This is a genomic window from Flavobacterium algoritolerans (assembly GCF_030010385.1).
Lineage (GTDB): Bacteria > Bacteroidota > Bacteroidia > Flavobacteriales > Flavobacteriaceae > Flavobacterium > Flavobacterium algoritolerans.
Window position 1 is genome coordinate 224,250 of sequence record NZ_JASCRZ010000001.1, and the last position, 26,413, is coordinate 250,662.

Genomic DNA, 26,413 nt, shown 5'->3' on the forward strand with positions numbered 1-26,413 from the left:
AAATTTAAAACGAACAAAAATAACAATTCAATTACATAATACAAGTTTCCTACCTACTATTAACAAAAAATTATAAACGCATTTATTGATTGCGATATTCAGCTCCTAAATCGTAAAGAAACTGAACATTAGAAGTGGCGAAATTAAAATCACCATTGTGCATTATTAAATTGTAACAGTATCATTTTATTTCCCTTTTTCAAACATTCTAGTTTTTAGCAAAATCTACTTTTCTTTTTTTTACTGTTTCATTTGTTCCAAATCGAGTTTTGCTTTAAAAAACATTCCAAAAACAGAAAAAGCATTAAAATCAGGGTTTAAATTTCTCATTTTTAGCAGTATATTCAAAAAGTTGTAAACACTACAACGTTTTCGTTAAGAATTAAAAAAATTCGCATACTCATCACGTAAGAATTTGTATAAATTAGCTAAAAAAGTGATTTATTATTAAAAAATTAAACGTAAAAATAAATTTATAATAATTATTCCATTTATTTTTTTGATTTTAATAAAATGAGTTTTAATCTCTAACCTTAAAAAAAATCTAAAATTCATATTGCATACTATTTTCAATTAATACTCCAAAATCTATTATTTAACCTAATTTATTCCTTTTATGAAAAAACTAAATTTCAAAGCGTATCTTTTATCAGCCTTATTAGTTGGTATGTATTCGTGTAATTCGAATGACGATCTGGCAACTGATTCTGCTGCTGCAGCTTCACAATTCAAAGTAATCAATGTTACGCATCACGACGGAAAACCATTCAGCACCGGGAAATCAGCTAATTCCACAACTGGAAGATATGTTGCAAATCCTGGCGGTGGTGTTATGATGCAAGCATTCTATTGGGACGTTCCTGCCGGCGGTAACTGGTGGAATACTGTTAACGCCAAAATAACTGCTTGGTCAAATGCCGGGATTGGTTCTATATGGCTTCCTCCCGTATCCAAAGCACAAAATGGTGCTTTCTCAATGGGATATGATCCTACAGATTATTTTGATTTTGGTAATTACAATCAAAATGGAACTGTAGAAACAAGATTCGGTTCCCGTACAGAACTAGAAAGTCTGATAACAAAAGTGCACGCCGAAAACATGCAAGTTTATGCTGATATGGTATTAAATCACAATAGCGGCGGACAATTAGAAAACAATCCTTTTACAGGAACGCAAACCTATACTAATTTTACCGGTATCGCTTCTGGCAAATTCCCTAGAACCAGTGCTGATTTTTATAAAAATGCATACGGAAATAATGATGAAGGTGCTTTTGGAGGTTTTCCCGATTTAGCTCACGTGGTACCAAATGTTCAAGACTGGCTTTGGAAAAGAGCAGACGGAGTTGGTAAATATTATAAAAATACTATGAAATTTGACGGATGGAGATTTGATTACGTTAAAGGTTTTGCTCCTTGGGTCATAAAAGATTGGAATGCAAACGTGGGTGGATTCTCCGTAGGTGAGTTATGGGATTCTAACGTAAACATACTGAATGATTGGGCAAATAATGCCAATAGTTCTGTTTTTGATTTTGCTTGTTACTATAAAATGAATGATGCATTCGACGGAAACAATTTAAATCTTTTGAATGATGACATGATGTGGAAGAGAAATCCTTACAAAGCGGTTACTTTCGTTTCTAATCATGACACCGATGAAATTTGGAAAAAAGAGTTAGCGTATGCTTATATTTTAACCCATGAAGGATATCCAACTATTTTTTACAGAGATTATGAGGAATGGTTGAATAAAGCAAAAATGGATAATCTTATTTGGATACACAACAATAAAGGAACTGGAACAACTTCTATTTTATACACCGATACTGATGAATATATCGCTCGAAGAAATGGTTATAATGGAAATCCAGGTTTAGTGGTTTACATTAACAACTCATCAACTTGGCAAGAAAGATGGATTCAAACGAATTGGGCTAATGCACAAATCAAAGATTTTACAGGAAATTCAACTTGGTTTCCTACCACCCAAGGCGATAAATGGGTTAAAATTCAGTGTCCGCCAAATGGATATTCTGTTTGGTCAATCAATATGTAACACATAAACACCGTCAAGGCTGTCTGAAAAGGCAGCCTTTTTTTATCAGTTAGTAAATCTTCACAATACTAATATTGATTTAAAATCACATGAATTGCAACTTCAAAACTCACCTACTCCATTTAGAGTATACAATTTTTTTAATTGGCATTTATAAATAGTACTTTTGCAAACTATTTATACAAATATGGGCTTTTTAGAAGAAATACAACGCAGAAGAACTTTCGGGATTATCTCACATCCTGATGCCGGAAAAACAACACTTACTGAGAAACTCCTCCTTTTTGGTGGCGCAATTCAAGAAGCAGGTGCCGTAAAGAATAATAAAATTAAAAAAGGGGCTACCAGTGACTTTATGGAAATTGAACGCCAGAGAGGAATTTCGGTATCTACTTCGGTTTTAGCATTCAATTATAAAGACAAAAAAATAAATATTCTCGATACTCCCGGACACAAGGATTTTGCCGAGGACACTTTTAGAACATTAACTGCTGTTGACAGCGTTATTGTAGTAATTGACGTTGCCAAAGGTGTTGAGGAACAAACGGAAAAATTAGTAGCTGTTTGTAGAATGCGAAAAATTCCAATAATCGTATTCATCAACAAATTAGACCGTGAAGGAAAAGATGCTTTTGACTTGATGGATGAAGTGGAACAAAAACTGGGCTTAACCGTTACGCCATTAAGTTTCCCAATAGGAATGGGTTATGATTTTCAAGGTATTTATAATCTATGGGAACAAAACATCAACTTATTTAGTGGAGACAGCCGTAAAAATATTGAAGAAACTATCGCTTTCTCCGATGTTCAAAATCCAGAATTAGAGAAAATCATAGGGCAGAAACCTGCTGACAAACTACGTGAAGAACTAGAGCTGATCGACGAAGTATATCCAAAATTTGATCGTCAGGATTATTTAGACGGAAAACTACAACCTGTATTTTTTGGTTCGGCATTGAATAATTTTGGTGTAAGAGAATTATTGGACTGTTTTGTTCAAATTGCTCCATCGCCAAGACCAAAAGATTCTGAAACACGATTGGTAGATCCAAAAGAAGAAAAAATGACTGGATTTGTTTTTAAAATCCACGCCAATATGGATCCAAAACACAGAGACCGTCTGGCTTTTATAAAAATTGTTTCTGGAACTTTCGAAAGAAACAAACCGTATTATCACGTTCGCCAGAAGAAAAACTTAAAATTCTCGAGTCCGAATGCTTTTTTTGCAGAAAAAAAAGAAATTGTAGACATATCCTATCCTGGTGATATTGTAGGATTACATGATACTGGAAATTTTAAAATTGGAGATACATTGACCGAAGGGGAAATCATGAGTTTCAAGGGAATTCCAAGTTTCTCACCGGAACACTTTAGATATATTAATAATGCTGATCCAATGAAAGCCAAACAATTGGACAAAGGAATTGATCAGTTGATGGACGAAGGTGTTGCGCAGTTATTTACACTGGAAATGAACAACCGAAAAATCATTGGTACGGTTGGTGCACTTCAATATGAGGTGATTCAGTATCGTTTGGAACATGAATATGGCGCAAAATGTACCTATGAAAATTTCCCTGTTCACAAAGCATGTTGGGTAAAACCTAACGATCCAAAAAGCGATGAATTTAAAGAATTTAGAAGAATCAAACAAAAATTCTTAGCACATGATAAGTACGGACAATTAGTATTTCTAGCCGATTCTGATTTTACAATCCAGATGACACAAAATAAATATCCGAATGTAAAATTATACTTTACTTCAGAATTTGAATAAAACATATCTTTTAAAATAATTACAAAAAAAACGCTAATTAAAAATTAGCGTTTTTTTTATATACCTTTTAAAATAAACCTCCACTTAAGAAATCATACTGTCAGAATCTACGGCTTTCTTTAAAAAAGCTTTGATCAACAAACGGTTTGGAGCAGAACCAGATGTTATAACCTGTATTTTTGTATTTGTACTTTCTTTAGAGATTGTACCGTTTGGATCTTGTTTTGTCCCCATAAACCATAGTACAAAATTCATACTATTTGAAGATGAAACTGCTGAAACACTTTCTTTTTTTGAATTACTGTTAACTTCAACAGTATTACCATCAACTAGCTTTTGAGCAGATTGACCAAATACAGATACATTTGACATTAATACAAAAACAAACATTATCAAGAGATTAGAAATCCCTTTAGTGTCCGCTTTTAAAGAAAAATATTTCATAACAATTCGTTTTTTTATGATGGATCGGATTTAATTCCCTATCTCGAGAACGAAAGTATATCATTTATTTACGAGCAAAAAATATTTTCGATGAAGCACCTTAATAATCGTTTAAAACACAAACTTGTTATCAAGAGCCTGAATTTAATAGTTTCTTAATATCAATTTATCAAATAAAAAGTATTGTTAGATTTTTTTCAGAAGTACAAAATTTCAAGAACGATTGCTGGAGAATATTGAAATTGTTCCGAAATACATATTTAAATCAAAACGTATAGTTGCTAATTAAGTGACTAATATATAAACAAAAAAAGGCCCCATTTCTGGAGCCTTTTTTTTCTTTATAATTTATGCTTGTCCTGCCGGACCGAAGTTAAGCGGTATTGGTGCTTGTTCAGTGTCTTTTATTTCGCCATGAGCGACTTCAAAACGGTGAATATTTTCTCCTATTGCTTTCAACAATCTTTTAGCATGTTGTGGTGTCAAGACAATTCTTGATTTCACCTTAGCTTTAGGAATACCAGGCATGATGCTTACAAAATCTAAAACAAACTCTGATGAGGAGTGATTTATTATTGCCAAGTTGGAATAAATTCCTTCAGCAATTTTTTCATCTAACTCGATATTAATTTGCTCTTGTTGTTGATTAGAATTACTCATATTTTAATAAATATACTCTTCTTTGTTAGCCATCATGTCGTTATAATCTTCTTTTGAACCTACAATTGTATTGTCATATTCTCTCATACCTGTTCCGGCAGGGATTCTATGTCCAACAATTACATTTTCTTTCAATCCTTCTAAGTAATCGATTTTACCTGCAACAGCAGCTTCATTCAATACTTTAGTAGTTTCTTGGAAAGATGCAGCAGAAATAAACGATTTAGTTTGAAGCGATGCTCTTGTAATACCTTGTAAAACTGGTGTTGCCGTTGCAGTAACAACATCACGAGCTACAACAAGATTTTTATCTGTACGTTTCAATAAAGAGTTTTCATCACGCAACTCACGAGGCGTAATAATTTGACCTTCTTTCAATGCACTAGAATCTCCAGCATCTTCAACTACTTTCATACCATATAATTTATCATTTTGAACGATAAAATCTTTAGTGTGAATTAATTGATCTTCTAAGAATAAAGTATCACCTGGATCCTGAACTCTTACTTTACGCATCATTTGACGTATTACTACTTCAAAGTGTTTGTCGTTGATTTTTACCCCTTGTAAACGGTATACTTCTTGAATTTCATTTACCAAATACTGTTGAACAGCTGCTGGACCTTGGATTCTTAAAATATCATCCGGAGTAATTGCACCATCAGATAAAGGCACCCCTGCTCTTACGAAGTCATTTTCTTGAACTAGAATTTGGCTTGATAATTTAACCAAGTATTTTCTAACGTCACCAAATTTAGATTCGATAACAATCTCACGGTTACCTCTTTTGATTTTTCCAAAAGAAACAACACCATCGATTTCAGAAACAACAGCTGGGTTTGAAGGATTACGAGCTTCTAACAACTCTGTAATTCTAGGTAAACCTCCTGTAATATCTCCTGATTTAGAAGAACGACGTGGGATTTTTACCAATACTTTACCTGCTTTAATTTTTTCACCATTTTCAACCATCAAGTGAGCTCCAACTGGTAAGTTATAAGAACGAATTAGTTCCCCCTCTTTACCGTAAACCAATAAAGTTGGAATTAATTTTTTAGCTCTAGATTCAGAAATTACTTTTTCTTGGAAACCAGTTTGCTCATCAATTTCAACCATGAATGATTGACCTTGCTCTAAATCTTCGTAAGCAATTTTACCGGTAAATTCAGAAACGATAACTCCATTATATGGATCCCATTTACAAATCACATCTCCTTTAGCAACAGATTGACCGTCTTTAACGAAAATACTTGAACCGTAAGGAATATTATTTGTACTTAATAAGATACCTGTTCTTTCATCAATTAATTTTAATTCCGTTGAGCGAGATACAACAATATCAACTGCATTACCTTCACTATCTTCACCTTTAACAGTTTTTAAATCTTCGATTTCAAGTTTACCATTAAATTTTGTAACGATACTTGATTCTTCAGAAATACCACCCGCAACTCCACCAACGTGGAATGTACGTAATGTTAACTGTGTTCCAGGTTCTCCAATAGATTGTGCTGCAATAACACCAACTGCTTCTCCTCTTTGTGTCATTTTACCAGTAGCTAAATTTCTACCATAACATTTTGCACAAATACCTTTTAACGCTTCACAAGTTAATGGTGAACGCACTTCTACTTTCTCGATTGGAGAAGCGTCAATTGCTTTCATTATAACTTCAGTAATTTGTTGTCCAGATTGAATTAAAACTTCATTATTCAAAGGATTAATTACGTCTTGTAAAACAACACGTCCTAAAATTCTTTCTCCTAATGATTCAACAATTTCCTCATTTTTCTTCAATGCTGAAACTTCAACACCTCTAAGAGTACCACAATCTTCAATGTTAACAATAACATCTTGAGATACATCATGCAATCTTCTTGTTAAATATCCTGCATCGGCAGTTTTCAATGCCGTATCCGCAAGACCTTTACGCGCACCGTGAGTAGAGATAAAGTACTCAAGGATAGAAAGACCTTCTTTAAAGTTAGAAAGAATTGGATTTTCAATAATTTCACCACCACCAGCAGTCGATTTTTTAGGCTTAGCCATCAAACCACGCATACCAGTTAACTGACGTATTTGTTCTTTGGAACCCCTTGCTCCAGAATCAAGCATCATATACACTGAGTTGAAACCTTGTTGGTCTTCTCTGATGTTTTTCATTGCTAACTCTGTCAATTGAGCATTTGCTGAAGTCCATACATCAATAACTTGGTTATAACGTTCGTTATTGGTAATAAGACCCATATTATAATTTACAGAAATACCTTGAACTTGTTCTCTGGCATCTGCAATTAATTTAGGTTTTTGATCTGGAATTCTAATATCCCCAAGAGAGAATGACAAACCACCCTTGAAGGCAAATTTGTATCCCATGTCTTTCATGTTATCCAAGAAAGCGGCTGTTGTAGGTACATCAGTTGAACTTAAAACGTGTCCGATAATGTCTCTAAGGTTTTTCTTAGTCAATACATCATTGATATATCCAGCTGCTTCCGGTACTACTTCATTAAATAATACACGACCCGCAGTTGTTTGGATAATTTGATACACTAATTCTCCAGCATCATTAAAATCTTTAGCTCTAATTTTCACACGAGCATTCAATTCTAGTCTTCCTTCATTCAAAGCAATATTTACTTCTTCAGCAGAATAAAAAGTGATTCCTTCACCTAGAATTTTAAGCTCTGGAGTTGATAAACGTTCTTTGGTCATATAGTATAGACCCAAAACCATATCCTGAGAAGGTACCGTAATTGGAGCTCCATTTGCAGGATTCAGAATATTGTGAGAACCCAACATTAATAGTTGTGCTTCCAAAATAGCTTCTGGTCCTAAAGGCAAGTGAACTGCCATTTGATCCCCATCAAAATCCGCATTAAATGCAGTACAAACTAAAGGGTGCAATTGGATTGCTTTTCCTTCAATTAATTTTGGTTGGAATGCTTGAATACCTAATCTGTGCAAAGTAGGAGCACGATTCAGTAATATTGGGTGACCTTTGATTACATTTTCAAGGATATCCCAAACTACAGGCTCTTTCTTATCTATTATTTTTTTAGCTGATTTTACAGTTTTTACAATTCCTCTTTCTATCAATTTACGGATAACGAAAGGTTTGTATAATTCTGCTGCCATATCTTTAGGGATACCACATTCAGATAATTTCAATTCAGGTCCAACAACAATTACCGAACGAGCAGAATAATCCACACGTTTTCCAAGTAAATTTTGACGGAAACGTCCTTGTTTACCTTTAAGGGAATCAGATAATGATTTTAATGGTCTGTTTGATTCTGTTTTTACTGCAGATGCTTTACGAGTATTATCGAAAAGTGAATCTACAGATTCCTGCAACATACGTTTTTCGTTTCTTAAGATCACTTCAGGAGCTTTAATCTCCATTAATCTTTTCAAACGATTGTTACGTATAATTACACGACGGTATAAATCATTTAAATCTGAAGTAGCAAAACGACCTCCATCAAGTGGCACAAGTGGACGTAATTCTGGTGGAATAACTGGTACCACTTTCATAATCATCCATTCTGGACGATTCTCACGGTTCAAGTTAGATTCACGGAAAGATTCAACAACTTGTAATCTTTTTAACGCTTCCGTTTTACGTTGTTTAGACGTTTCATTGTTAGCATTGTGTCTCAATTGGTAAGACAAGGCATCAAGATCAATTCTTGCCAATAAATCCATAATACACTCTGCTCCCATTTTGGCAACAAATTTATTAGGATCAAAATCATCAAGATACTGATTGTCAGCAGGAAGTGTATCTAAAATATTTAAATATTCTTCTTCTGTCAAAAAGTCTAGTCTTTGCAATGATTCACCTTCTGCATTTTTAGCGATACCAGCTTGGATTACTACATATCTTTCGTAGTAAATAATCATATCTAATTTCTTAGATGGAAGACCAAGAATATAACCAATTTTGTTTGGAAGAGAACGGAAATACCAGATATGAGCAATTGGCACAACAAGATTGATGTGACCGACTCTGTCTCTACGTACTTTTTTCTCAGTTACTTCTACACCACAACGGTCACAGATGATCCCTTTGTAACGTATTCTTTTATACTTACCACAAGCACATTCAAAATCTTTTACTGGTCCGAAAATACGTTCACAAAAAAGACCATCACGCTCTGGTTTGTGCGTTCTGTAGTTGATAGTTTCCGGCTTTAATACTTCACCTCTTGATTCTTTCAAGATAGATTCAGGAGAAGCAAGCCCTATTGAGATTTTATTAAACCTTTTTACAGGGTTTTTATCTTTATTGTTATTATTTCTATTATTCATCATAGTTTTTACTATTGATTTATTTGCAATTAAAAAAATTGATTCTTGTTTAAGTCGAAAGTTTGAAAGTCGAAAGTCAAAAGTCACACTAGACTTTAAAAACTTTAAGATATTTGACTTTATGACTGTAACATTACCTCGGATTACTTCTCTAAACTTCAACAAATTTTTGAAGTGCTAGTTATAAAATCTTTTGAGATTTTATAAAAAATCGGAACGGTTTACGGGTCTAAATCCTAAAAACTCTTATAAATGAGTAATCAGTTTTCAGGTATTGCTACCTGAAAACTGAATACTGAAAACTTTTTTTATTCTTCTAAACGAATGTCAAGTCCAAGACCTTTCAATTCATGCATCAATACATTGAATGATTCCGGTAATCCTGGTTCTGGCATAGATTCACCTTTAACGATTGCTTCGTAAGTTTTAGCTCTACCGATAACATCATCAGACTTCACAGTCAAGATTTCTCTAAGAGTACTTGATGCTCCATAAGCTTCAAGTGCCCAAACTTCCATCTCTCCAAAACGTTGACCTCCAAATTGAGCTTTACCTCCAAGTGGTTGTTGTGTAATCAACGAGTATGGACCTATAGAACGTGCGTGCATTTTATCGTCAACCATGTGTCCAAGTTTCAACATGTAGATAACTCCTACTGTTGCCGCTTGATGGAAACGTTCTCCTGTACCACCATCATATAAATGTGTATGTCCAAAACGTGGTATTCCAGCTTCATCAGTCAACTCATTGATTTGATCCAAAGTTGCTCCGTCAAAAATTGGTGTAGCAAATTTTCTACCCAAATTTTGTCCAGCCCAACCAAGAACCGTTTCATAAATTTGACCAATATTCATACGTGAAGGTACACCAAGTGGGTTCAACACGATATCAACTGGCGTTCCGTCTTCAAGGAAAGGCATATCTTCATGACGAACGATACGAGCAACAATACCTTTGTTACCGTGACGTCCCGCCATTTTATCCCCAACTTTCAGTTTACGTTTTTTGGCAATATATACTTTCGCTAATTTCAAGATTCCTGCTGGCAATTCATCTCCAACAGTAATAGTGAATTTCTCTCTACGTAATGCACCTTGTAAATCGTTCAATTTAATTTTATAGTTATGAATTAAATCATTCACCATTTTATTAGTCGCATCATCAGCAACCCATTGACCTTTACTTAAGTGAGCAAAATCTTCAACAGCATAAAGCATTTTTTGAGTGTATTTTTTACCTTTTGGTAAAACTTCTTCACCCAAATCATTCATTACACCTTGAGATGTTTTTCCGTTTACGATCAAGAAAAGTTTTTCAACTAATTTGTCTTTTAATTCAACAAATTTAACTTCAAACTCCATTTCAAGTGCTCCTAAAGCATCTTTATCTTGCGTACGTTTACGTTTATCTTTTACTGCTCTTGCAAACAATTTTTTGTCTAAAACAACACCATGTAAAGAAGGAGACGCTTTTAATGAAGCATCTTTTACATCACCCGCTTTGTCCCCGAAGATTGCACGAAGCAATTTCTCTTCTGGAGTAGGATCTGATTCCCCTTTTGGAGTAATTTTTCCGATAAGAATGTCGCCAGGTTTAACTTCAGCTCCAATTCTAATCATACCATTTTCATCTAAATCTTTAGTAGCTTCTTCAGAAACGTTCGGTATGTCGTTCGTTAATTCTTCGTTACCTAATTTAGTATCTCTAACTTCTAATGAATAATCATCAACGTGAATAGAGGTAAAAATATCGTCACGAACTACTTTTTCAGAAATTACAATCGCATCCTCGAAGTTATATCCTTTCCATGGCATAAATGCAACTTTTAGGTTTCTACCTAAAGCTAATTCACCATTTTGAGTCGCATATCCTTCCGATAATACTTGTCCAGGAACCACTCTATCCCCTTTTCTTACGATAGGTTTAAGGTTGATACTTGTACCTTGATTGGTTTTTCTAAATTTAATTAGATTGTATGTTTTTTCATCTGGCTCAAAACTCACCATTCTTTCTTCTTCAGAACGATCGTATTTGATAGTGATGATATTTGCATCTACATATTCTATAACTCCGTCTCCTTCAGCATTAATCAATACTCTAGAATCAGAAGCTACTTGACGCTCTAAACCGGTTCCAACAATTGGAGCTTCAGGACGAATTAATGGTACGGCCTGACGCATCATGTTAGATCCCATCAAGGCTCTATTCGCATCATCATGTTCCAAGAAAGGAATCAAAGAAGCCGAGATAGAAGCAATTTGATTTGGAGCAACATCCGTATAATCAACTTTTGTTGGTTCAATTACTGGGAAATCACCTTCTTGACGTGCAATTACGTCTTCGGCAGTAATTTTTCCAGTAGCATCCATTTGAATATTTGCCTGAGCAATCATCATTCCTTCTTCTTCTTCTGCGCTTAAGTACACTGGAGTAGACACTAAATCTACAGTTCCATTAGTTACTTTACGGTAAGGTGTTTCGATGAAACCCATTCCGTTTACTTTAGCATAAACACCAAGAGATGAAATCAAACCAATGTTTGGTCCCTCTGGAGTTTCAATTGGACATAAACGTCCGTAATGCGTATAGTGAACGTCACGTACCTCAAAACCTGCTCTTTCTCTCGAAAGTCCACCTGGTCCTAGTGCAGATAATCTTCTTTTGTGCGTAATCTCGGCAAGTGGATTCGTTTGATCCATAAACTGAGACAACTGGTTTGTTCCAAAGAAAGAGTTGATAACAGATGATAATGTTTTTGCATTAATCAAATCTATTGGTGTAAACACCTCGTTATCTCTAACGTTCATTCTCTCACGAATAGTTCTAGCCATACGCGCTAAACCAACACCGAATTGTTGAGACAATTGTTCTCCAACTGTTCTTACACGACGGTTTGATAAGTGATCAATATCATCAATCTCTGCTTTAGAGTTGATCAATTCAATCAAATATTTCACAATAGTTATAATATCTTCTTTGGTCAAGACTTGCTTTTCCATTGGAGTATCTAAACCCAATTTTTTATTTATTCTATAACGACCTACTTCACCTAAGTTATAACGTTGATCAGAAAAGAATAATTTATCTATAATACCACGAGCTGTTTCTTCATCAGGCGGTTCAGCGTTACGTAATTGTCTGTAGATATGTTCAACAGCCTCTTTTTCAGAGTTTGTTGGATCTTTTTGCAACGTATTATGAATGATGGCATAATCACCTTGATTAGCATCTTCTTTATGTAACAAAATAGATTTAACGTTAGAATCAATGATTTCTTCTACATTATCTTTGTCGATAATTGTATCTCTATCAAGGATTATTTCGTTACGTTCGATAGAAACTACTTCACCAGTGTCTTCATCTACGAAATCTTCATGCCATGTATTCAATACACGGGCAGCTAATTTTCTACCGATATATTTTTTTAAACCTGTTTTAGAAACCTTAATTTCTTCAGCAAGGTCAAAAATTTCTAGAATATCTTTATCTCTTTCAAAACCAATTGCTCTAAAAAGAGTGGTAACTGGTAATTTTTTCTTTCTGTCGATATAAGCATACATTACGCTATTAATATCTGTAGAAAATTCTATCCAAGAACCTTTAAAAGGAATTACTCTCGCAGAATATAATTTTGTTCCATTTGCATGGAATGATTGACCAAAGAAAACACCTGGAGATCTGTGTAATTGAGAAACAACTACACGCTCAGCACCATTAATAACAAAGGTACCACTCGGTGTCATATAAGGAATTGTACCAAGATAAACATCTTGAACAATAGTTTCAAAATCTTCATGTTCTGGATCTGTACAATATAGTTTTAACCTAGCTTTTAAAGGCACACTATAGGTAAGACCTCTTTCTATACATTCTTGAATGGTGTAACGCGGTGGATCTACAAAATAATCAAGGAATTCTAATACAAAGTTATTTCTTGTATCAGTAATTGGGAAGTTTTCCATGAAGGTATTGTAAAGCCCTTCGTCGCCTCTTTCGTCAGATTTAGTTTCTAATTGAAAAAAATCTTTGAACGATTTAACCTGAACATCAAGAAAATCTGGATAATCAGGAATATTTTTTGTTGAGGCAAAATTCAATCTTTCAGTCTGATTTGTTATCATCAATGGACAAAATTTTGATTAAAAAAGTAATTTTTTTGTACAAATATTGATCTATTTATACTTTTCTTTTACAACCATTACATCTTTAAAAATCAATTTAAGATAACTACTTTCTTATTATCTGTTAATTTTTTTTCCTCGTAATGGGTAAAATGAATTTGTTTAAAAGACTATTATGTAATTCTACAAGGTAGACTTTTGTTATACGAAAAATGGTTTAGGTCATTGGGTGACTAAACCCAGGACCTAAACCTAATTCTTTAAACTGAGTTTAACTATTTAAGCTCAACAACAGCTCCAGCTTCTTCTAAAGATTTTTTAAGCCCTTCAGCTTCTTCTTTAGTTACACCTTCTTTTACGTTACTTGGAGCGCTATCAACTACATCTTTAGCTTCTTTCAAACCTAAACCTGTAAGTTCTTTTACTAATTTCACAACAGCTAATTTAGAAGCACCAGCTTCTTTCAATACAACTGTGAATTCTGTTTGTACTTCTTCAGCAGCAGCTTCTCCACCACCTGAAACTACTACAGCTGCAGCAGCTGGTTCGATTCCGTACTCATCTTTTAATATTGTTGCTAATTCGTTAACTTCTTTTACCGTTAGGTTAACCAATTGTTCTGCGAATTGTTTCAAATCTGCCATTTTTTCTATCGTTTTAAAATGATTTGTAAAAATATAATTTATTTATTGTGCGCTTTTTAAAATAAAACTTAGACTATAAAGTCGGTTTTATTATGCTTCTACTTCTTCTGTAGCCTCTTCGCTTTTTGCGAATTGGTTTTGAAGAGCAGAAATAACTCTTTGAGCTGGTGATTGAAGCAATCCAATGATTTCGCCGATAAGCTCTTCTTTAGATTTAATAGTCGCTAATGCATCTAATTGATCATCTCCAATATAAATTTCAGAGTTAATATAAGCTCCCTTTAATACAGGTTTAGCTGATTTTTTTCTGAAATCTTTAATTATTTTTCCAGGTGCATTTGCAACATCTGAAATAAATATAGCGCTGTTACCCGTCAATACAGACGGTAAGTCACCATAATCATTATCAGAAGCTTCCATTGCTTTTGCAAGCAAAGTGTTTTTTACAACCTCTAATTTTATACCTGCTTTAAAACAAGCTCTTCTCAAGCTTGAAGTAGTATCTGCATTAAGTCCTGAAATATCAGATATATAAATGATATTTGTACCAGCTAACTGTGCAGTTAATTCTTCAATCGCGATTGATTTTTCTTCTCTAGTCATACTAAAAATTATTAACTACCAATTATACTGCTTTTGGATCCAATGCAATTGCAGGACTCATCGTGCTTGTAAGGTGAATACCTTTAATATAGGTACCTTTAGCAGCAGTTGGTTTAAGTTTGATTAATGTTTGAATAATTTCGTGTGCATTGTCATAAATTTGCTCAGCTCCAAAAGAAACTTTACCAATTCCTGCATGTACAATACCAGTTTTATCAACTTTGAAGTCAATTTTACCAGCTTTTACCTCAGCTACAGCTTTTGCAACATCCATAGTCACAGTCCCTGTTTTAGGGTTTGGCATTAAACCTCTAGGTCCTAAAATACGACCTAATGGACCTAATTTACCCATAACAGCAGGCATAGTGATGATAACATCAACATCTGTCCAACCGTCTTTAATTTTTTGAAGGTAATCATCAAGACCTACATAGTCTGCACCAGCTGCTAAAGCTTCCGCTTCTTTATCTGGAGTAACTAATGCTAATACTTTAACATCTTTACCAGTTCCATGAGGTAATGTTACCACACCTCTTACCATTTGATTCGCTTTTCTTGGATCTACACCCAATCGAACTGCGATATCAACAGACTCATCAAATTTTGCAGAAGCAATAACTTTTATCAATGCAGCTGCATCTTTTAAAGAGTATAATTTGTTCTTTTCAATTTTTGAAGCAGCCTCTTTTTGCTTTTTTGTCAATTTTGCCATGTCTTTCTCTTAATTAAAAAGGAGAATCTCCTGATACAGTTATACCCATAGATCTAGCTGTTCCAGCAATCATGCTCATAGCAGATTCGATTGTGAATGCATTTAAATCTACCATTTTATCTTCAGCAATTGCTTTGATAACATCCCAAGTAACGCTAGCTACTTTTTTACGATTTGGTTCACCAGATCCTGACTTTAGCTTTGCAGCTTCCAATAACTGGACTGCCGCTGGAGGAGTTTTTACAACAAAATCAAATGATTTGTCTTTATACACAGTAATTTGTACTGGGCATATTTTGCCGGGTTTATCTTGGGTTCTAGCATTAAATTGCTTACAGAATTCCATGATGTTTACCCCAGCAGCTCCTAAAGCAGGTCCAACCGGTGGCGACGGGTTCGCAGCACCTCCCTTAACTTGTAGTTTAACTACCTTACTAATTTCTTTAGCCATTTTTTAAAAAATTTAACACTACAATCATTGGAAGCGATTGTAATGGATATTATAGATGTAACAAAAAATTATACTTTTTCAACTTGCATAAAACTTAACTCTAATGGAGTTTTTCTTCCGAAAATCTTAACCATTACTTCCAGTTTACGCTTTTCTTCATTAATTTTTTCAACAGTTCCGTTAAAACCATTAAAAGGTCCATCAACAACCTTAATAGTCTCACCAATGTTAAAAGGAATAGAACGAGTATCTGTATTCACAGCTAACTCATCTACTTTACCCAACATTCTGTTTACTTCAGAAATTCTCAATGGCACAGGCTCTCCACCTTTGATCTCACCTAGAAAACCAATAACACTTGTTATAGACTTAATAATATGAGGTATCTCTCCAATAAGATTTGCTTCAATCATAACATAACCAGGAAAATAAACTTTGTCTTTGATTATTTTTTTTCCCTCTTTTACAGTAACTACTTTTTCAGTAGGCACTAAAACTTGCGAAACATAATCTCCCATTCCTAGTCGTGCAATTTCGGTTTCAATATAAGCTTTCACTTTATTTTCTTGCCCGCTTACTGCTCTAACAACATACCACTTCTTAATATTATTATCTGCCATAACAAAAAAATTATGCTTTTATCCAGTTAAAAAATCCAGCCAAAGCTTTTGCGAAAATTTCATCTACTCCCCAAGTTGCCAAAGCGAATAATACTGAAAAAACAGCAACAACAATCGTTAGACGTTGCACCTCAGCCCAGGCTGGCCAAGTAACATTTGACTTTAATTCCTCAAATGCTTCTGATATGTAATTAACAACTTTTGTCATTATGATTTATTTTTTTGCACGGGCGGAGGGATTCGAACCCCCATCAACGGTTTTGGAGACCGCTATTCTACCCTTGAACTACGCCCGTAGAATAAAAAGTAGTGCCATCGTTAAAAGACACTACTTTTTGAATTTATTTTTAGTAGATTATCCTACAATTTCAGTTACTTGACCAGCACCTACTGTTCTACCACCTTCACGAATAGCGAAACGTAAACCAACGCTCATTGCGATTGGGCTTAACAAAGCAACATTAATAGTTAAGTTGTCTCCTGGCATTACCATCTCTACACCTTCTGGTAAAGTAATAACTCCTGTTACGTCAGTTGTACGTACGTAAAACTGTGGACGGTAGTTATTATGGAATGGAGTGTGACGACCACCTTCTTCTTTTTTCAAGATATAAACCTCTGCTTTGAAAGTAGCGTGTGGTTTAACTGAACCTGGCTTAATGATAACCATTCCTCTTTTGATAGATTCTTTATCAACACCACGCAACAATAAACCTACGTTATCTCCTGCTTCACCTCTATCAAGGATTTTACGGAACATCTCAACTCCTGTAATAGTAGAAGTCAATTTTTCAGCTCCCATACCAATGATTTCAACCGCATCTCCTGTATTAGCAATACCAGTTTCGATACGACCTGTAGCAACAGTTCCACGACCAGTAATTGTAAATACATCCTCAACTGGCATCAAGAATGGTTTTTCTGTATCACGAACTGGCTCTTCAATCCAGCTATCAACAGCTTCCATCAATTCAATAATTTTTGGTACCCAAGCTGGATCATTATTCAACCCTCCAAGAGCAGACCCTTGAACAACTGGACAATTATCTCCATCATATTCGTAGAAAGACAATAAGTCTCTAATTTCCATTTCAACAAGTTCTAATAACTCAGCATCATCAACCATATCCACTTTGTTCATGAATACTACCATTCTAGGAATACCAACTTGGCGACCTAAAAGGATATGCTCACGTGTTTGTGGCATTGGTCCATCAGTTGCAGCTACAACAAGGATAGCACCGTCCATTTGAGCAGCACCAGTAACCATGTTTTTTACGTAATCCGCGTGACCAGGACAGTCAACGTGTGCGTAGTGACGGTTAGCAGTTTCATACTCAACGTGTGATGTATTAATTGTAATACCTCTTTCTTTTTCTTCAGGAGCATTATCAATTTGATCAAATGATTTTGCTTGACAGTAACCAGCATCAGATAACACTTTTGTGATTGCTGCTGTTAAAGTAGTTTTACCGTGATCTACGTGTCCGATCGTACCAATATTTAAGTGTGGTTTCGAACGGTTAAAGGTTTCTTTTGCCATTTTACTTAATTTTTAATCTAGTTTATATATTTATTTCAATTTCCTTCTTACTTGAGCCAACTACGGGAATTGAACCCGTGACCTCTTCCTTACCAAGGAAGCACTCTACCTCTGAGCTAAGTCGGCAGAATCCTTGACTAAAGAGCTAAATCCCTAACTTTAAACTTTTCAATCTAAAAATTCGCAATCCAACAATCAATTCTTGTGGGGAGAGCAGGATTCGAACCTGCGAAGTTCACACAGCAGATTTACAGTCTGCCCTCGTTGGCCGCTTGAGTATCTCCCCTACTTTTTCTATCGTCAAACCCTTACAGTCTTGAGCCGGCGGAGGGACTCGAACCCACGACCTGCTGATTACAAATCAGCTGCTCTAGCCAACTGAGCTACGCTGGCGATTCAATAAAAAAAGTCCGCTATTTCTAACGGACTGCAAATGTAGAGATTTTATCTCTCAATCAAAACATTTTTTAAAAAAAATTCATATTAAATGTGCGAACTTATTTTTTCTTTCCTTTTTACTAACATTCTCTCTAAGGATTCTGCAGAAAGCTCAACTGCCTCTTCAAAAGTTTTACATTGCTTTTTTACCAAAAAATCATCTCCTGGAACATTGATTTTTACCTCGGCAATTTTATTTTCTTTATCACTTGTCTTTTCAACCTTCAAAAAAACATCTGCTGATACTACTTTGTCATAATACTTTTCCAACTTGTCCATTCTCTCTTGAACAAAATCTACTAGCTTTTTGTCAACAGTAAAGTTAACAGCATGAACACTTACCTTCATAATCATTTTTTTTAATAGTTAAACATTTCTCAAAATTACTTCCGACCCCGTGGATGCGCTTCTTTATATACACTTTTCAGTTCTGACAAACTACTGTGCGTATATATTTGCGTCGATGCCAGACTAGAATGACCTAATAATTCCTTGACTGAATTTAAATCTGCTCCATTATTTAACAAATGCGTTGCAAAAGTATGTCTCAATATATGGGGACTCTTTTTTACTTTTTCAGAAACAGTACTAAAGTAAGAATTTATTAATCGATACACAAAGGAATCATTTAATTTTAACCCTTTTTTTGTGAGAAATAAATAATCATGATCTTCAACAGACAACAAACTCTCCCGCTCTTTCAAGTACAATGCGAACTGCTCTTTTATTATTGGTAAAACAGGAATAATTCGCTCTTTATTTCGCTTTCCTAACACCTTTATTGTACTGCCAGACAAATCAATATTTGTTATTTTCAAACTTATCAGTTCTGCTCTACGCATCCCTGTAGTGTAAAACAAATCAATGACAAGTTTATTTCTAACTCCTTCAAAGCCGACTGCACTTTGCGCCATATCCAAAACATCAACAACCTCCTTTTCAGAAAAAGGAATCTGCAACAACTTCGTAGCCTTTAATGCCTTGTGCTTCAACAACGGACTCACTTCTATCTGCTTAGTTTTTAATAGAAATTTATAAAATGCTTTTAAGGATGCAATTTTTCTATTAACTGAGGTATTTGATATATCACTATCAACAAGAGACACAATCCAACTTCTAATTTGACTATAATTAACTTGTTCTACGTTCTGTTGATCAAAATGTATCCTATTGAATGATTCGAAAGAAGTAATGTCATTACAATACGCTGTAACGGTATGTGAAGAATATTTTTTCTCCAACTGTAGATAATCCCGAAATGCGCCTTTATTAGTCGTCATAAAAAAACCGTTAGCATCAAAGTTATAAAACTTTTAATGACTAACGGTATTTTATTTTAATAGATATTGACTAACTCTCTAAGTTATCTCTCATATTTTGGATATAAGCCGCTTTTTGAATTTTGATTCTATTTGTAACTGAAGGCTTAATAAAAGCAGTACGCGCTCTTAGTTGACGAACAGTTCCTGTTTTATCAAATTTTCTTTTGTAACGTTTTAACGCTCTATCGATATTTTCTCCGTCTTTAATTGGTATAATTAACATAATATAGACACCCCCTTTCTTTAAGTGTGCAAAAGTAAACATTATTTTTACTTTATCGCTATTTATTGTTATTTATTTTGGGTGTGCCGGCTATGACGTGTTTTGGTTCCTTAAACGTAACCGCTTGCCTTCAGGCTATGCGCTACAATCTTTATTTGCTGCTACGCATCTATAAAGGATTTCCACTTCTATCCTTCACACAAAAAAAAAGAGCCTTAAAAAACAAGACTCTTACTATTATTTACAACTAGTGCTTTAAACATAAGATAACCAAACTATTTTACAGCAGGCTTATAATTTTGATTGTCAATGATCATCTTTCCTAAAATTTCTTTTAAGATTTCTGATGTTCCTCCACCGATAGGCCCTAAACGACTATCTCTAAACAAGCGTGCTAACGGATACTCTTCCATGTAACCGTAGCCTCCTAGCATTTGTAAACAACTATAAATTGTCTCATCGGCTACTTTTGTAGATTTCAATTTTGCCATTGTTGCTTCTTTAACTACATATTCCCCTTTATCAAGACGGGCAACTGCAGCATAATTGAAAATTTTACAGTGCTCTACTTCAGTTGCGTGCTCCACAAGTGTGTGACGCAAGGCCTGAAACTTACTTATTTTTTTTCCAAAAGCCTCACGTTGTGACATATAATCAATAGTATAATCAATAGCATATTCACCTCTAGCGTGTGCATTAATAGCCATAATTAAACGCTCTAAAGCAAAATGCTGCATGATATAAGGAAATCCTTTTCCTTCTTCACCCATTAAATTTTCAGCAGGGATTTCTACATTATCAAAGGCAATCTCTGCTGTATCCGATGCTCTCCAACCTAGTTTATCAAGTTTTGAAGCTGATATCCCTTTCAAACCCGTATCCATCAAAAAAATACTAATTCCCTTGTTACCCAGTTCTGGGTTTGTTTTTGCAGCTACAATGTAATAATCAGCATAAACACCATTAGTTATAAACGTTTTAGAACCATTTATAATATACTTATCTCCTTTTTTTACAGCATTTGTGCGCATTCCCGCAACATCACTACCTCCAAAAGGCTCCGAGATACATAAAGCACCTATTTTCTTTCCAGCGATACTTGACACTAAGTAGTCTTGTTTTATTCTTTCGTCACCTTCGGCATTTAAGTGTGTCATAGCCAAATAAGCATGAGCCCACATGGCTGCGGCAAAACCAGATGATTTTATTTTTTGTAATTCCTCAAGAAAAATAACCGTGTAAAACAAATCTAAATCAAGTCCGCCATAAGCTTCTGGATAGGCAATACCAAAATATCCCATTTCTCCGAATTTTTCCCAAATAAAACGTTCTATTGTACCAGTTTTTTCCCATTTCTCAATATGAGGAACAACTTCTTTTTGCAAAAAATCTTTTAAACTTTCTCTAAACGCTTGGTGTTCTTCAGTGAAATAAATTGAATTCATATATTATATATTTTTTTTAACAAATAGTATTAATTGAAACATAATCATGCAGTAATGTCTCAGATTTCTTTTTTTTAACGTTTAAAATAATTAGTGAATAAAAGTGCTACATCAATTTTAAAATGTCTTAAAACACAATTACCAGGAACTTAAAATTTGATTCTTCTAATTAAAGTCCAAATATAAGCCAATTATTTTTGCTCTATCAACAGGAAATCCCTTAATTTTTGTTAAATCCTCAATATTATTAATATTCCCTCTCATGCTTCTGTAACTAACAATTTCTTTTGCTAAAGCGTATCTAAAATAATAAAACTGGGAAAGCTCTTTTAAAGAAGCATTATTAATGTCTATTTTCTTAATATTCGGAAGTACTGAAACTTTAAAATGAGTATTTAGATTCTCAATCACTTCAGGCGATAATCCCCAAACATCTTTCATTTGTTCCATGGAAACAAATCCTCCTAAACTTTCTTTTTGTTTTAAAATTCGTAAAGAAATCGCCTCACCTATTCCGTAAATTTTTATCAAATCCTCCTTGGATGCCTGATTGATATCGATTAAAACGATTTTTTCTTTTTTGGCGAAAGCCTGATTTGGATATTTTTTAAATTCTTTAAATTCTTTCTTATTATTTACCCAATCAGGAAATTTAAAATAAGGAGCCATCATATTTAACAATGAGTCCGAAATTTTAGTTACGTTTTGAAATTCCTGAGGCGAATTAACATATTTATTTTGTTTTCTAAAAGCCAACAAACGGTCAATTTCTTTCACTGACATTCCTAACTTGTATCCTTTATAATCAGTTATGAAATTAGGATTAAAAAGATACATTTTAGGCAACTTCTTGTTGTTATCTACTTTCATAGAATCAACTTTAGACTGAAGAGAAAGCCATTTTTGCTTATCAGGATATTCTTTTGTTTCAAAACCAAAGTCCACAAAAAAATAAATCATTTGCAAAAGAATTATGATTACGAACAATGTAAAAATACCCGTACGTTGCTCTCGGGTAAAAATAAAGAAACTTCCCAGTGTTTTAAAATTCATTTATAATATCAGGATTAGTAGCTTAAATTAAGGTTCCTAAATTTATAAATTTAATTAAGACCTAATTACTTTCTTAGATGAAATATTTAAAAGAAGTCAAACTTATTTCAAAAACAGAGTGACAATCAGTACAGCAACATTCAAAAAAAGTTTTTTCTCATACTAAACCCCAAATAAAGACAATTAAATTACTTTTTTATAACTTAAAATTAAATTATTGTTTTTATTTTTTATAAAAAACTATACATTTGGAGCTTAATAACAAACAAAACCATATAACCCATGTCAATTTGGAAAACTAAACCACTTTCGGTACTGCTAAATGAAGCATCAGAATCCGAAAAAGGATTAAAAAGGACTTTGTCTTCACGTTCATTAGTAGCACTTGGAGTTGGAGCAATTATTGGAGCAGGATTATTCTCGTTAACAGGAATTGCTGCCGCAGAACATGCCGGTCCAGCAGTTACGCTTTCATTTATTTTAGCCGCCGTAGGATGTGCTTTTGCAGGACTTTGTTATGCTGAGTTCGCATCAATGATACCTGTAGCAGGTAGTGCTTACACGTACTCATACGCAACTATGGGAGAATTTATGGCTTGGATTATCGGTTGGGATTTAGTCCTTGAATACGCATTAGGAGCCGCTACAGTAGGTGTAAGTTGGTCGCGATATTTACTGGAATTATTAAACAAATACGGAATACATCTTCCTCATGATTTGATATGTTCTCCCTGGGAAACATTAAAATTAAGCGACGGAACTGTAATAGAAGGCGGAATCATTAATCTTCCTGCTATTTTTATAGTTTCGATGTTATCTTTATTATTGATAAGAGGTACTAAAGAGTCTGCATCTATAAATAATTTCCTAGTTGTAGTAAAAGTAATAGTAGTTATTATGTTTATTGTTTTAGGCTGGAGCTTTATTGACACTGCAAATTACACACCTTACATTCCTGAAAACACGGGAGTTTTTGGAGAATTTGGATGGTCAGGAATTGCTGCAGGAGCTGGAACTGTATTCTTTGCCTTCATTGGTTTTGATGCTGTTTCTACAGCTGCTCAAGAGGCAAAAAATCCACAAAAAGGGATGCCAATTGGTATTTTAGGATCACTTATCATTTGTACAATTTTATATGTATTATTTGCACATGTAATGACAGGACTTGTTCCTTATAATGAATTTGCAGGAGATGCAAAACCTGCAGCAACTGCATTTGCAAGAACAGGCTATACGTTTTTACAAACAGGTTTAATTGTTGCTATTTTAGCGGGTTATACTTCGGTAATGCTCGTGATGTTAATGGGACAAAGTCGTGTTTTCTATACGATGAGTAAAGATGGTTTATTACCTTCTTTCTTTAGTGATATTCACGCAAAATTCAGAACACCATGGAAAACAAATCTTTTCTTTATGGTATTCGTAAGCCTTTTTGCAGGTTTTGTACCAGTAAGTGATTTAGGTCATATGGTAAGTATTGGAACTTTATTAGCCTTCGTTTTAGTATGTATCGGAGTTTTAGTAATGCGTAAAAAAATGCCAGATGCTCCAAGATCTTTCCGTACGCCTTTAGTACCTTTTGTACCAATTGCAGGAATCCTAATCTGTTTAGCCTTGATGTATTCGTTACCAAATGAAAGCTGGGCGAGACTTGTTATTTGGATGGCATTAGGTGTTGTTATTTACTTTGTTTACGGAAAGAAAAACAGTAAATTAAATAATCCAGACAAATAAAATTTTGTCATAAATAAAAAAAGGGATAATAAAGTATTAAATACTTTATTATCCCTTTTTTTATTTATAGCTATTTACAAATCAAAAACCGAGGTTCGTTTGGCGCGAATTAAATCCTTCAATCGAATCCAAAAAGCCAATGTGAGATAAACCGCAAACCATAAACCTACAGTGACAAAAGACAAATAGATAAAAAACAATCGCACACTACTAGCACGCATTCCTAAAGTATCAGCTAAACGAGAAGAAACATGAAATCCATGTTTCTCAAAAAAAAACTTAAGTCTAATTACTACTGACATCTTGTGAGTTATGAATTATGTCAAAATTACGAATTTTTCGCATAAACAAATAACCAAAACAATAAATCAACTTTTTTTTATTAAATCCATACCTATAGCACATTCTAAACACTTGCTTTTATTACAATATTCATTCTTGAGTTGCAACAAAGATTGTGTTTCAAAAGCAGTTTTTGATAGTATTCCAAAAGAAGTAAATTTTTCTATAATGGCATTTTTCTCTGCTGCAACTTCATTTAAAAGCTGTATTAAATCCTCCGAAATTTCTTTTCCCTGGCTTTTAGCAAAAGCAAATTGAATCGGAATTATAGTATTTATGACAATTAAATCAATAAAAGATTTAGACAGTGTTTTCTTTTTTATCGGACTTTCTTTATCAAACTGATAATGGTTTTGCCAATACTCCGAAGCAGTAACTTGAAACAATTCGTAAGTACTTTTTAATGAATTTAGGCTACTTATTTTCGAAAATAAATTCTGCCGACTGTGGTATAAATTAGCTAATTGCGAGAGTCGTATCGTTGGGAAATTATCCGGTCGGTGCTTAAAAAACTGCACTGGTTCCAAACAAACCTTCTCCATTTGATACTTATGCAACAGGTAGAAATATCTAAATTTTAAGTCTTTGAAATAGTTATCTTCTTTTTCGGATTCCAATAATCCTGCAGTACCAAAAATCAAAGCTTCTAAGTTTTCGACTTCAAAACTTTCCTTCCTAATTGTTGAAAAAGGAAGAGACTGTGCCATTTTATAAAAAATTTCGCCGTTTGTGTTTAATCCAAAATTCTTAGCTAATAAACAGAATAAAACTCCTTCCCAATCTTGATTGGTTTGCTCCAATAAATCAAATATAGGCTGAGATTTTCTTTCCAAACGTTCAAAAAACAACCGTTCTTGCCAGTTTTGCAATGCAAACGCGTTAACATTTTTTAGTTGTTTTTCACAAAAAATCCATGATTTCGGATTCATTAAAGACTGATAGTTTTCCAGAGTCGCTTTTTCTACGTATTTTTTTAATTCTAAAACTGAAATTTCAGAATTATCGCTTCTAAAAACTGCCACATCATGTTCCCAAACCACATGCAAAATTACATTTTCATAACCAATATCTTTTTCGTGATGATGCACATACCAATCCGAAGACTTAATATGAATTTCAACATTACCAGCCCATTTTTGAGTACCAATAACTACCTGAGCATTAAAAAAATCAGGGCCTGCTAATTCAAGATACTGACCTACATAGACAATTGTGATTTCCTCGTTGTTGACAGTCTTTAAATTCAGAACATCAAACTTCTTAAACTTCCAGAGGTAATGTAGAAAATCTTCTTTCATTTTTTTTTCAGATAATAGAGTATATACTTGGAGACAAGAGGCTTCTAAAATAAGAAAAAAAACCAAAATGAAAGAATTTTATTTCAACATATATAATTTGGCACAAGCCCGAGCATCTGATAATGCTTCGTGATGGTTTAAGGCTATATTCATTTCTCGACAACAATCACTTAATTTAGTTGGCTTTAACCCTTTGGCCTTGTAAATTTTCACGGTACATTCCCAACGGGTTGCGATATTCAAATCAGCATAATCCAAACCATAAAGCGCCATAGATTTCGCAAGGACATTTCTGTCGAAACTCTCATTATGGGCCACAACTACTCTATTTTTAAGGCGTTTTTGTATTTCAGGATATACCTGTGCAAATGATTTTGCGTTCACAGTATCTCGCGGATATATCCCATGAACTTGAATCGTAAAAGGCGAATATAGATTGTTTGGTGGCTTAATTAAACTAACAAACTCATCAACAATTATCCCGTTTTCCACGGTAACAATACCAACGGAACATGGATGGAATGCAGATGCAGTTTCAAAATCTATGGCAGTGAAGGTCATATTATAGTTTGTTATAAATTTAAAAAGCCACAAATTTAACGAAATAAAC

At 34.1% G+C, this 26,413-nt stretch carries 22 protein-coding genes and 4 tRNA genes; 3 read left to right on the forward strand and 23 right to left on the reverse strand.

Annotated features, from left to right (window positions below; genetic code table 11):
- Positions 1 to 616 precede the first annotated feature (616 nt).
- Entirely contained in the window at positions 617 to 2,059 is a 1,443-nt protein-coding gene (locus QLS65_RS00930; RefSeq protein ID WP_282714652.1) for an alpha-amylase, read from the forward strand.
- A gap of 187 nt (positions 2,060 to 2,246) precedes the next feature.
- On the forward strand, positions 2,247 to 3,836 hold the full coding sequence (locus tag QLS65_RS00935; RefSeq protein WP_099714549.1) for a peptide chain release factor 3: 1,590 nt from the start codon (positions 2,247 to 2,249) through the stop codon (positions 3,834 to 3,836).
- A gap of 84 nt (positions 3,837 to 3,920) precedes the next feature.
- On the opposite strand, the gene QLS65_RS00940 is transcribed toward QLS65_RS00935, so the two are convergent.
- From QLS65_RS00940 to QLS65_RS01035, 20 genes are all read right to left on the reverse strand, one after another.
- Entirely contained in the window at positions 3,921 to 4,280 is a 360-nt protein-coding gene (locus QLS65_RS00940) for a hypothetical protein (RefSeq protein ID WP_099714548.1), read from the reverse strand.
- 348 nt (positions 4,281 to 4,628) lie between these two features.
- On the reverse strand, positions 4,629 to 4,940 hold the full coding sequence (locus QLS65_RS00945) for a DUF3467 domain-containing protein (RefSeq protein ID WP_073354716.1): 312 nt from the start codon (positions 4,938 to 4,940) through the stop codon (positions 4,629 to 4,631).
- A gap of 3 nt (positions 4,941 to 4,943) precedes the next feature.
- On the reverse strand, positions 4,944 to 9,257 hold the full coding sequence (gene rpoC, locus QLS65_RS00950) for a DNA-directed RNA polymerase subunit beta' (protein WP_282710496.1): 4,314 nt from the start codon (positions 9,255 to 9,257) through the stop codon (positions 4,944 to 4,946).
- A gap of 305 nt (positions 9,258 to 9,562) precedes the next feature.
- A complete protein-coding gene (gene rpoB / locus QLS65_RS00955) occupies positions 9,563 to 13,375 on the reverse strand; it encodes a DNA-directed RNA polymerase subunit beta (protein ID WP_282710498.1) in 3,813 nt (1,270 codons plus the stop codon).
- Between the two features lie 275 nt (positions 13,376 to 13,650).
- Positions 13,651 to 14,019, reverse strand: coding sequence for a 50S ribosomal protein L7/L12 (gene rplL / locus QLS65_RS00960; RefSeq protein WP_114754963.1), 369 nt, complete (start codon positions 14,017 to 14,019; stop codon positions 13,651 to 13,653).
- Between the two features lie 90 nt (positions 14,020 to 14,109).
- Positions 14,110 to 14,622, reverse strand: a complete 513-nt coding sequence (rplJ, locus tag QLS65_RS00965; RefSeq protein ID WP_282714655.1) for a 50S ribosomal protein L10 — start codon at positions 14,620 to 14,622, stop codon at positions 14,110 to 14,112.
- A gap of 22 nt (positions 14,623 to 14,644) precedes the next feature.
- Positions 14,645 to 15,334 (reverse strand): 50S ribosomal protein L1, encoded by a 690-nt coding sequence (gene rplA / locus QLS65_RS00970; protein ID WP_072944426.1) that lies wholly within the window; start codon positions 15,332 to 15,334, stop codon positions 14,645 to 14,647.
- A 13-nt stretch (positions 15,335 to 15,347) separates the two neighbouring features.
- Positions 15,348 to 15,785, reverse strand: coding sequence for a 50S ribosomal protein L11 (gene rplK, locus QLS65_RS00975; RefSeq protein ID WP_035639405.1), 438 nt, complete (start codon positions 15,783 to 15,785; stop codon positions 15,348 to 15,350).
- 68 nt (positions 15,786 to 15,853) lie between these two features.
- Complete coding sequence (gene nusG, locus QLS65_RS00980; RefSeq protein ID WP_126455879.1) at positions 15,854 to 16,405, reverse strand: transcription termination/antitermination protein NusG; 552 nt, start codon at positions 16,403 to 16,405, stop codon at positions 15,854 to 15,856.
- Between the two features lie 10 nt (positions 16,406 to 16,415).
- Positions 16,416 to 16,613 carry a preprotein translocase subunit SecE gene (gene secE, locus QLS65_RS00985; protein ID WP_039109059.1) on the reverse strand — a complete coding sequence of 66 codons (198 nt, stop codon included), beginning with the start codon at positions 16,611 to 16,613 and terminating at the stop codon, positions 16,416 to 16,418.
- 17 nt (positions 16,614 to 16,630) lie between these two features.
- Positions 16,631 to 16,701 (reverse strand) — tRNA-Trp (locus tag QLS65_RS00990).
- A gap of 59 nt (positions 16,702 to 16,760) precedes the next feature.
- Positions 16,761 to 17,948 (reverse strand): elongation factor Tu, encoded by a 1,188-nt coding sequence (gene tuf, locus QLS65_RS00995; protein WP_099714543.1) that lies wholly within the window; start codon positions 17,946 to 17,948, stop codon positions 16,761 to 16,763.
- 54 nt (positions 17,949 to 18,002) lie between these two features.
- A tRNA-Thr gene (locus QLS65_RS01000) sits at positions 18,003 to 18,074 on the reverse strand.
- A gap of 79 nt (positions 18,075 to 18,153) precedes the next feature.
- Positions 18,154 to 18,234 (reverse strand) — tRNA-Tyr (locus tag QLS65_RS01005).
- 33 nt (positions 18,235 to 18,267) lie between these two features.
- A tRNA-Thr gene (locus QLS65_RS01010) sits at positions 18,268 to 18,341 on the reverse strand.
- Between the two features lie 90 nt (positions 18,342 to 18,431).
- Positions 18,432 to 18,734 (reverse strand): ribosome hibernation-promoting factor, HPF/YfiA family, encoded by a 303-nt coding sequence (gene hpf, locus QLS65_RS01015; protein ID WP_099716279.1) that lies wholly within the window; start codon positions 18,732 to 18,734, stop codon positions 18,432 to 18,434.
- Between the two features lie 35 nt (positions 18,735 to 18,769).
- Complete coding sequence (locus tag QLS65_RS01020; protein WP_282714662.1) at positions 18,770 to 19,666, reverse strand: tyrosine-type recombinase/integrase; 897 nt, start codon at positions 19,664 to 19,666, stop codon at positions 18,770 to 18,772.
- Positions 19,667 to 19,736: 70 nt separating this feature from the next.
- On the reverse strand, positions 19,737 to 19,931 hold the full coding sequence (rpsU, locus tag QLS65_RS01025; protein ID WP_035670421.1) for a 30S ribosomal protein S21: 195 nt from the start codon (positions 19,929 to 19,931) through the stop codon (positions 19,737 to 19,739).
- Between the two features lie 275 nt (positions 19,932 to 20,206).
- Complete coding sequence (locus QLS65_RS01030; protein ID WP_282714664.1) at positions 20,207 to 21,376, reverse strand: acyl-CoA dehydrogenase family protein; 1,170 nt, start codon at positions 21,374 to 21,376, stop codon at positions 20,207 to 20,209.
- A 165-nt stretch (positions 21,377 to 21,541) separates the two neighbouring features.
- Positions 21,542 to 22,429: a ComEA family DNA-binding protein gene (locus QLS65_RS01035; RefSeq protein WP_282714666.1), complete on the reverse strand. Its 888-nt coding sequence runs from the start codon at positions 22,427 to 22,429 to the stop codon at positions 21,542 to 21,544.
- A gap of 282 nt (positions 22,430 to 22,711) precedes the next feature.
- On the opposite strand from QLS65_RS01035, the gene QLS65_RS01040 reads away from it, so the two are divergent.
- Positions 22,712 to 24,163 carry an amino acid permease gene (locus QLS65_RS01040; protein WP_282714667.1) on the forward strand — a complete coding sequence of 484 codons (1,452 nt, stop codon included), beginning with the start codon at positions 22,712 to 22,714 and terminating at the stop codon, positions 24,161 to 24,163.
- A 74-nt stretch (positions 24,164 to 24,237) separates the two neighbouring features.
- On the opposite strand, the gene QLS65_RS01045 is transcribed toward QLS65_RS01040, so the two are convergent.
- From QLS65_RS01045 to QLS65_RS01055, 3 genes are all read right to left on the reverse strand, one after another.
- Positions 24,238 to 24,465 carry a PspC domain-containing protein gene (locus QLS65_RS01045; RefSeq protein ID WP_282710518.1) on the reverse strand — a complete coding sequence of 76 codons (228 nt, stop codon included), beginning with the start codon at positions 24,463 to 24,465 and terminating at the stop codon, positions 24,238 to 24,240.
- A 66-nt stretch (positions 24,466 to 24,531) separates the two neighbouring features.
- Positions 24,532 to 25,803 carry a DUF2851 family protein gene (locus tag QLS65_RS01050; RefSeq protein WP_282714669.1) on the reverse strand — a complete coding sequence of 424 codons (1,272 nt, stop codon included), beginning with the start codon at positions 25,801 to 25,803 and terminating at the stop codon, positions 24,532 to 24,534.
- A 78-nt stretch (positions 25,804 to 25,881) separates the two neighbouring features.
- A complete protein-coding gene (locus QLS65_RS01055; RefSeq protein WP_282714671.1) occupies positions 25,882 to 26,364 on the reverse strand; it encodes a 3'-5' exonuclease in 483 nt (160 codons plus the stop codon).
- Positions 26,365 to 26,413: the final 49 nt, after the last annotated feature.